Below are 1,209 nucleotides of genomic sequence, written 5' to 3'. Positions count from 1 at the left end.
GCCTATTAAACTTTCACTAACTTTTACATAGTATCTAGATCACAAGTTGAAGTGCGATCTGTGTAGGTCGACGATGTAAAAAGAAGGTTAAAATGGCTAAATCAAGTAAATATACCTCTAAGCAGCCTGATGCAAATGGCATCATTGCTTGGAGTGACGAAGAAAATAAAATTTGGTCAGAGCTAGTGGCTCGTCAGCTGAAATGTATTGAGGGCAAAGCATGCGATGAATACATGGAAGGCTTGAAAAAAATTAACCTCCCGCAAGAGAGAATTCCACAGCTTCACGAGCTAAATGAAGTGTTAGGCAAAGAAACGGGATGGCAAGTAGCGCCAGTACCTGCACTTATCGACTTTGACGAGTTTTTCCGTTTATTAGCAAACAAGCAATTTCCGGTTGCAACGTTTATTCGCTCGCGTGAAGAGTTTGATTATTTGCAAGAGCCAGATATTTTTCATGAAATCTTTGGCCACTGTGCAATGCTAACTAACCCAGACTTTGCAGAGTTTACTCACAAATATGGTCAGCTAGGCTTAGCCGCTGCCAAAAAAGACCGTGTATACCTTGCTCGTTTGTACTGGTTTACGGTTGAGTTTGGTCTAATGCAAACCAAAGATGGTTTACGTATTTATGGTGGCGGTATTTTATCAAGCCCAGGCGAGACGCAGTATGTTTACAGTGACAAACCTGAAATTTCACCATTGAAAGTATTAGATGTGCTTCGTACACCTTATCGCATTGATATTATGCAACCTGTGTACTACACCATTAACTCAATCCATGATTTGTTTGATATTTCACAAATGGATATCATGTCGTTGGTTGAAAAAGCAAAAGAGTTAGGCTTATTTGAGCCAAAATTTCCCCCTAAAGAAAAATTAGCAAGTTAAGGATTTATTGAATGTCTGATTTAAGTGCACAAAAATGTGAAGCGTGTCGTGCTGATGCGCCTAAAGTGTCAGATGAAGAGTTAGCGGTACTTATCAAGCAAATTCCAGATTGGGTGCCTGAGGTACGTGACGGTATTATGCAGCTTGAGCGCGTATTTAAGTTCAAAAACTTTAAACAGGCACTTGAGTTCACAAACAAAGTAGGTGCAATGGCAGAAGAAGAAGGTCATCACCCTGGTTTACTTACCGAGTGGGGTAAAGTAACCGTGACTTGGTGGAGCCATTCAATCAAAGGTTTGCACAAAAATGATTTTGTTTG

Annotated in this window: 2 protein-coding genes; both read left to right on the top strand. The window is 40.2% G+C overall.

Features of this window, described 5'->3' with window-relative positions; all coding sequences use genetic code 11:
- The first annotated feature begins 92 nt into the window (after positions 1-92).
- Complete coding sequence (gene phhA, locus HC733_RS22280; protein WP_190367163.1) at positions 93-890, top strand: phenylalanine 4-monooxygenase; 798 nt, start codon at positions 93-95, stop codon at positions 888-890.
- An 11-nt stretch (positions 891-901) separates the two neighbouring features.
- Positions 902-1,209, top strand: a 308-nt coding sequence (locus HC733_RS22275; RefSeq protein ID WP_190367162.1) for a 4a-hydroxytetrahydrobiopterin dehydratase, incomplete at its 3' end; no start/stop codon positions are given.

The organism is Pseudoalteromonas sp. S16_S37 (assembly GCF_014694405.1).
Lineage (GTDB): Bacteria > Pseudomonadota > Gammaproteobacteria > Enterobacterales > Alteromonadaceae > Pseudoalteromonas.
The sequence above is the reverse complement of the archived record's forward strand: the minus strand, read 5'-3'. Positions and strand labels throughout refer to the sequence as shown.